The following is a 6,662-nucleotide window of genomic DNA, read 5'->3' as shown; positions in this document are numbered from 1 at the left end:
AGGCGTCTTCACCCTCACCTGCAACGCCAATACCTGGGCCCGGCAAAGGCTCCTCGGCCTGCTGCAGGCGATGAAGACCGCCCAACACGCCGCTTGAGGCGGGCGGATTATGCAACGTTGGGGTCTATTCGGCACGGACACGCCGCTGCTGGATCCCTGGGTTCAGCGGGCCAAGGTGGAGGGTGCCGATCTTGAACCGGGGGCCAAGTCGCTCATTCTCGGCGGGAACATGGCCCGGCTGCTGGGACTTTGAATCATGCGGATTGACGTGAACGCGTTTTTCGGTCACTGGCCTTACTGGCCGCTCCCGGCGACCGGCGGGGACGACCTGCTCAGGCTCATGGACTGTTCCCTGATCGATCGGGCCGCGGTCACTTCCCTGCGCGGGCTGTTCGGCGACTGGCCGACCGCGAACGGGGAGACGTTGGCCCTGGCTCGGGCCCACCCCGATCGGCTCGCGCCGGTCGCGTGTCTCAGCCCGATGAACGGCGGCGGCGGGAAGCCGCTACGACGCCTGGTGGAGGAAGGGTTCAAGGCCTGCCGCCTCTATCCCCTGTTGCTGCAGGGTTACAGCCTGCGTAGTCCATTTGCCGATGAGCTGGCCGCGGCCGCCGGCGAGTGCGGGATTCCGGTGATCGTCCCCACGCGTCCGATGATGAACTTCCGTTTCCCGACGCTGCCAATCGGCAATGTGGCCGACCTGGCCGACCGCCACCCGGGCACCCAGTTCATTCTGAGCGGGCCGAACTACCTATCCGAGTTTCGCGCCGCCGTCGAGGTGATCGCAAGCCACGTCAACATCACCATTGAGACATCGTGCATGCAGGGCTTCCAGGCCATTGCTCGGATGGCCGAGGCCGTAGGTGCGGAACGTGTGCTTTTTGGCACCGGATCGCTTCTGCAGTATCCGGCCTGTGGCCGGGCCAAGCTGGACCATGCCGAAATCACCCCGGGGCAGCGAGCCCTGATCGAATCGCAGAACGCCGAGCGGGTGCTCCGGCTCTAGGGACGGGCACCGCCGCCCGCGGACACCGTCGAGTTTGAGCGGGAGGTGACGCGACCGGGTGGGGGACGACCTGCAGACCCACCTGCCTGCCTGAGCCGGGGCGGAGGACCTCTTGGCCGGTTGGTGCCGGCATGTCGCGATTTGGCTATTTAATTGCGCAAAAACGGCGTATCCGTCCGGGGTCGGAAGCGATTAAGATAGGGGTGTGTTCGGTGTTCCGGAGGAGGAAACTGGTCGGTGGGTGAGGGGCACTGACCTGAGCCGGACTCCACCTGGTCTCTGACGGTGTACGACTTCAAAGGGGCCGGCCTGAGGTTGATCGTGGGCCGGGACCCGAGGTGCCTGTCGGGTGACCGGATGTTGCACAAGCTGATCCGCGGACCGAAGCAGCGATCCGCACACCGAGTCGGACGACGGCGAGCCACCGTGGTCCGACTTTTTTGATGGTTGCGGAAGCCGGGCGCCGCCCGGCATCACCCCCACTGGGACCCAATCCGCGAGGAGAGGCCTCACGCCCCGCGAGTCGTTATCCGCGCCCTGGGATCACCGCAGGCCGTCCGGGTCGGGCGGTCCACAGATTCGGTCCTGGTTTTTCTGTCACCTTTCGCGTCCACTGCGCGTAGTCAGGGGTGAAGGTGTTTTCGGCACCTTGAGTCATAAGGAGAAACTGATGCGAAACCGAACGTTAGCAGTGGCGTTGATGGGGTGGGCGGCGGTCATGAGCCTGGCGGTACCCGGGCTGGCAGGACCGGGTCAGGCGGAACGGGTAGCCGCCTCGGCCCAATGGGTGGCCCACATGGACGCGGAGGGCTTCCTGGCCTCGAAGGTCGGGGCACTGGTTCTGGAGCAGATCAAGAAACCTGAGATTGCGGCCGGTCTGGCCGTTCTGAAGAACGTGTCCGGCCTGGACCTGACCAAGGATCTGAAAGCCATCACCCTGTACGGCGTGGGCGCGGGGGAGGAGAACGGCGTGGCTCTCATCGAGGGGAGCTTCGACCGTGAGAAGCTGCTGACCCTGCTCCGGACCAACCCGACGCTTCGCGAGATCAAGGTGAGCGACTTGGACGCTTACCAGTGGACGGACGAGCCCAAGGGGGACAAGCCCGGTGCTGTGCGGTTCGGCCTGTTCTTCCGGGATGACCTCATCGTGGTGGCCGGCAGTCAGAACATGCTTGAACAAGCCGTGGCGGTATTGCAGAATAAACAGGATAGCATGGCCCAGGTGGTGATTCCGCCGTCGATCAAGCCGTCGGCGGGAGCGTATTTGTTCGTTTACCTGGCCGAGCTGCCCAAGATGCCCGACGACCAGAAGGCCGTCGAGTTGCTCAACAAATTCGTCTCCGGGCGGTTCGAGATCGGCGAAACCGAGCGTGATTTCTTCTCGCGGCTCACGCTGCTGACCAAGGACGCCCAGACCGCGTCCAACCTGTCGAAGATGATGGACGGCGTGTTGGGTTTTCTCGATCTGGTCAAGGATTTGCGTGAGAACGGCAAGCCGTTGATTCCCGCGGAGGCGGCCGGAGTCCTCAAGGACTTGAAGGTATCGGCCCATGAGGCCTCCGTGGAGGCATCGCTGGTCGCCCCCCGGCAGAACGTCGTGGATCTGCTGAAGTGGGTGATGGCCCAGGCGGCGGCCAAGCAAGCCGCTTCTTGATGCCAGGAGAAGCCGGTGGACTTGATCGGCAGCGATATGTCCTTCCATTCACAGGAAGACCTCCTCTGTCAGGCGCAGAGGGGCTCTTCCGCTGCCTTTGGTGTGCTTGGTCAGCGGTACCGACCGCTGCTCATGCGCGTCCTCGCCCGCCGGCCGGTTCCTGGCCACGAGACCGAGGATCTGGTGCAGGACACGCTGGCCTCGGCCTATGCCGCGATCGGTTCCTACGACCCCAGCCGTCCCTTCGCTGCCTGGCTGACCACGATTGCCCTGCATGTAGCCGCCAACCATCGCCGGCGTCGGCGAGAGGACCCGGTCGAGTACATCGAGCGGGCCGACCCGTCGCCCGAGCCAGTGGATGTGCTGGCCCGGCAGCAGGAGGGCCACAGCCTCTGGATTGCCGTCCGGGAGGCATTGCCCGCACGCCAGTACGAGGCCATCCAGCTTCGCTATGTGCAGGAACTGAGTGTCCGGGATATCGCTTCGCGAATGGGGATCACGACGATTCACGTGAAGGTGCTGCTGTATCGTGCTCGGCGGAGGCTGTTGAGTCTGAAGTCGTTCTGCCGGGTCTTCGGCTGGACCGTGATTGGCACGCACGAGGGAGGCGAGTCATGATCTGCCTTTACTATCGATGGCGAATTTCCACGGCCCTGGACAGCGATGATCGATCGGCTCGCCTACCCGAGCGGCACCTGCGGTGCTGTCCCGCCTGCCGCGAGTTTCTGGAGCGGGGTCTTCAGCTGGGGGAAGCGTTGCGTGCAGAACCGATTTCCGCCGGTCTGGGCATTGTGGGCAGCAACGGGAGCCGCCCGGTTCACCCGGCCTGGCGGCTCACTGCGGGTCTAGCCGCGGCCGCCTGCATTGCCCTCGCGGTCTCGCTCCCCACGGTCTGGCGTTTTGTGTCGTCACCGCCTGCCGCGAACAGTGCCGGGAATGTGGTCCAGAGTTCGATCCCGGCGCTGCCGCCTCTCTCGGTGGACCGCCTCCTGGCCCAGGTGCGAGAACCGGTGAGATCCCTGACCCTTCCGGCCGGAGAACCGCTCATGCGGGAAATCGAGCGGACTCAGAACCAGGTCGTAGCGGTTGGCCGGGACATGGTCGCCTGCCTGCCGAGGGCTTTCGTTCCACGGCTAAGGAGCACGGACTGACCGGGGGACTGCCAGGCTGCGTCTTCGGCCCGACCTGGGCGAGTCAGAGGGCCGGGCTGGTCCACCCTTCGGTTGTCAGTTGAATGGTCTGGGGGGCGTTGCCCTCGAACCGGTTGTTCACGAAGGCGAGCAGCATGCGGCTCTCGGCGACGCAGGCCTCGATGAGGTCTCGGAGCGCGTCACGGCCTTCGGGATAAGGATCTTGAATGCGGTCGTAGGGTGCGAAGCTCTCCACGGCCTGCTGATACGCACGGCCGGGGCGAAGGAGGAGGCGAGCGACCACGTGCGGAGCGGTGAACACACCCGGGATCTGCACTTGATCGATCAGCGGAGGCATCTGGGTCCAACTGTTGAGGCAGTGGGCCGCGCCGTGGTCTCGGAGGCAGGCGAGGTAGCGTTCGCGGCCAGGCGATCCGAGGAACTCGCGGTTGCGCACCTCGACGGCGAACCGGTATCGATCCAGCGGCAGGCCGGCGAGCAGTCGGGCAAGGGCCTCGGCGAACTTGCCGGGAGCCCGCATGGGACCTCCGTGAAACGTGCCGAACTCGAAGATCAGGACACCGATCCGGTCCCGGTATGGGTCCAGCCTGCTCAGCAGCTGGTCGCGGACCAGGGCGGGATCCATGAAATGAGCGTTGGCCGTTCCCGCGCGTTTGCCGTAACGCGGCAGGCGAGGGAAGCGTTCGACGGTCACCTCCTCGGGGACCTTGAGGCTGAACCGGAATTCCGGTGGGACCTGGGCGAACAACTCCTTCCAGGACTGCTCCGTGGGGAACTGATAGAAGGCGAAATCGCCGCACACCGCCGGGAACACGGCCGCGTACTCGGCGAGGCACTCCTGGTTGAACTTCCGTTCGGAGAACTGCCCGCGGATCTGATACCGGGCCGGGTCGTAGATCTGCCCTTGCCAGCCCGGGTACTTCCAGCTCGACGTGCCCAGGTAGATCTTGCGTTCGGCCAGGCGGCGTAGCCGTTCGGCCAGGGCGGCGGCCGCAGGGAAAGGCCTCTCTGCGGGCGAGGCCTTCGCCGGCTGCCCCCAGTCAAAAGTCAGTTGGCGTTCCTCGCGAGCGGACATGATGTTCTATTGTACGACTGCGGTTCGGCGACGGTCGAGCCCGCGGGCCACAGCAACCCAAAGCATTCCGGAGAGCATCGCGACATAGCCGAAGAAGACGATTGGCTGCCCAGGATCCCACGACACGCTGAGCACGGTGGAGGACGGGCTGTCCTCGCCGAGGCGATAGCTCGACTGGAATAAGGTGTAGCTCCCGTGGCGGGCGGGGTTGTTCATACTGATGACCTCGCCCTGTTCGTGGCCGGAAGCGGAGTCCAGGAAGGTCACGTGGCTCTGAAACGATCTTGGCCGCTCGGTTCCAGGGTACTTGTCCATGCGAAACTCATCCAGCCTGAGACTGAAACCCAACGGGAGTGTCCGGTTGGTGTACTGCAGGAGGTAGCTGGTGCCCGGGCTGTCGATCGGGCGAGCATCGTACTTCCGCAGCCAGAAGCGGTTGGTGCCCGCCGGGGTGGTCACGGCCAGTTTCAGGGCGGGCGTGGGGTCCTCGCCAGCGGTGTTCAGCGGCCGCACCTCCTGGCGCACCCGGGCATGGTCCAGGAAACGGCCGATCTCGAAGGTCATGCCCGCAAACGGCGTCTTCACCGGCTTGCCTGGAGCGGCCTCGGCGATGGTCACCTGGCCATGCCTGTCGGTGAAGCGTACCGCCAGCGCATTCGACGGGCCGATCAGCACCTCCATGGGCATCTTCGGAACCGTGTCGACCGAGGCCACGAAGGTGAGCTTGAGGTGCTCGGCCGCCTGGGCGCCGTGCATGGATGAGAAATCCGGGAAACGGGCAAAGGCCAGCCGCCTGGAAGAGCCCTCGGCCCCGGTGACTTCGACCTCGATGGCCGGGTTGACCGGCTGATCCGAAACGGAGCGGACCTGCCGATCGGCGCCCACCACGGCGTGGGGCAAATAGCGAAGCACCTGGATCGAGAATCCCGTGTCCCCCACGACGATGGGCTGGTCGGTGCACCGCTCGAGGGGGTATTCGAACCGCTTCTCGCCGACCTCGACCTTGACCGTTCCGTTCGAAGCCGGCTGGCTGGCGGGAGGCGGAGCGAGAAGGCGGGCGAACTCCCGGGCATCGGCGACCCGTCGGGCCACCAGGCCAAAGGAACTCATCTCGGACGGCTGATCAGCAAACACCCACCCGGTTAGCTTCTCCTGCTCCGCGCCCAGCGTGATCTCCAGCGCCGGTTGAGGCTGTTGACTGTCGTTGACCACTTCCCGGTGCTCGGTGCTATCGGGAGCATAGGCCTCGATCTGTACACGGAGGTTACCGAGCACCAGCGGTGCCAAAGCCGGTTCTGCGGCCGCCCTGGACCGGTTAAAGACCACCGGATCGAGTTCGACGCTTGTGTGGGCGTGACCTCCGGAGTCCTCCAGGGTCAAGGTATCCTGTTGGAGGTCAAAGGCCTGCACGGTCTGGCCTTCGCGAATCTCAACCTGCCCGTCAATACCGAAGCACTTGGTGACCCACGCCCCAACCAGAATGACGAGGATGGCCAGGTGGGTGATCACCGGTCCGGCCCGAGCCCGATCCGGCGGAAGGCGGGCGAGGACGGCGGCCAGCACATTCAAGGCCAGAAGCAGCAGCAAGCCCTCGAACCACCAGGACTTGTAGAACATCAGGAGAGCCAGTGCCGTACCGTGGGTGGATTCATAAGCGGTGGCACAAGCCATCGCCACGAGCACAAGCAGCAGCAGCAAGGCCGCCAGCCAGGCGGATCCCATCGCCTTGAAGAGTGTCTGTCGAGACTGATTCACGCTCAGAGTGTATACGCCGCC

Annotated in this window: 7 protein-coding genes; 5 read left to right on the top strand and 2 right to left on the bottom strand. The window is 64.9% G+C overall.

Annotation, left to right across the window (positions count from 1 at the left end; genetic code table 11):
* Window positions 1-109: 109 nt before the first annotated feature.
* The 5 genes from KA354_11220 (at window position 110) to KA354_11200 (ending at window position 3,811) form a co-directional block, all read left to right on the top strand.
* Entirely contained in the window at window positions 110-253 is a 144-nt protein-coding gene (locus KA354_11220) for a hypothetical protein (protein ID MBP7935207.1), read from the top strand.
* 3 nt (window positions 254-256) lie between these two features.
* Complete coding sequence (locus tag KA354_11215) at window positions 257-1,006, top strand: amidohydrolase (GenBank protein MBP7935206.1); 750 nt, start codon at window positions 257-259, stop codon at window positions 1,004-1,006.
* A gap of 670 nt (window positions 1,007-1,676) precedes the next feature.
* Window positions 1,677-2,660, top strand: coding sequence for a hypothetical protein (locus KA354_11210; protein MBP7935205.1), 984 nt, complete (start codon window positions 1,677-1,679; stop codon window positions 2,658-2,660).
* Between the two features lie 15 nt (window positions 2,661-2,675).
* Window positions 2,676-3,278: a sigma-70 family RNA polymerase sigma factor gene (locus KA354_11205; protein ID MBP7935204.1), complete on the top strand. Its 603-nt coding sequence runs from the start codon at window positions 2,676-2,678 to the stop codon at window positions 3,276-3,278.
* Complete coding sequence (locus tag KA354_11200) at window positions 3,275-3,811, top strand: hypothetical protein (protein ID MBP7935203.1); 537 nt, start codon at window positions 3,275-3,277, stop codon at window positions 3,809-3,811. The genes KA354_11205 and KA354_11200 overlap by 4 nt, the downstream gene beginning before the upstream one ends.
* A 43-nt stretch (window positions 3,812-3,854) precedes the next feature.
* Here KA354_11200 and KA354_11195 read toward each other — a convergent pair whose 3' ends face one another.
* Together KA354_11195 and KA354_11190 are read right to left on the bottom strand one after the other, a co-directional pair.
* Entirely contained in the window at window positions 3,855-4,886 is a 1,032-nt protein-coding gene (locus KA354_11195; GenBank protein ID MBP7935202.1) for a DUF72 domain-containing protein, read from the bottom strand.
* A gap of 6 nt (window positions 4,887-4,892) precedes the next feature.
* Window positions 4,893-6,641 carry a cytochrome c biogenesis protein ResB gene (locus tag KA354_11190; protein MBP7935201.1) on the bottom strand — a complete coding sequence of 583 codons (1,749 nt, stop codon included), beginning with the start codon at window positions 6,639-6,641 and terminating at the stop codon, window positions 4,893-4,895.
* Window positions 6,642-6,662 lie beyond the last annotated feature (21 nt).

The organism is Phycisphaerae bacterium, assembly GCA_018003015.1.
Lineage (GTDB): Bacteria > Planctomycetota > Phycisphaerae > UBA1845 > PWPN01 > JAGNEZ01.
Note: the sequence above shows the minus strand (reverse complement) of the source record. Positions and strands in the feature narration are given on the sequence as shown.

Bases quoted from the DNA above. Each gene is read 5' to 3' on its own strand.
- KA354_11215 (MBP7935206.1), top strand. From the start codon at position 257: ATGCGGATTGACGTGAACGCGTTTTTCGGTCACTGGCCTTACTGGCCG.
- KA354_11210 (MBP7935205.1), top strand. From the start codon at position 1,677: ATGCGAAACCGAACGTTAGCAGTGGCGTTGATGGGGTGGGCGGCGGTC.
- KA354_11220 (MBP7935207.1), top strand. From the start codon at position 110: ATGCAACGTTGGGGTCTATTCGGCACGGACACGCCGCTGCTGGATCCC.
- KA354_11195 (MBP7935202.1), bottom strand. From the start codon at position 4,886: ATGTCCGCTCGCGAGGAACGCCAACTGACTTTTGACTGGGGGCAGCCG.
- KA354_11200 (MBP7935203.1), top strand. From the start codon at position 3,275: ATGATCTGCCTTTACTATCGATGGCGAATTTCCACGGCCCTGGACAGC.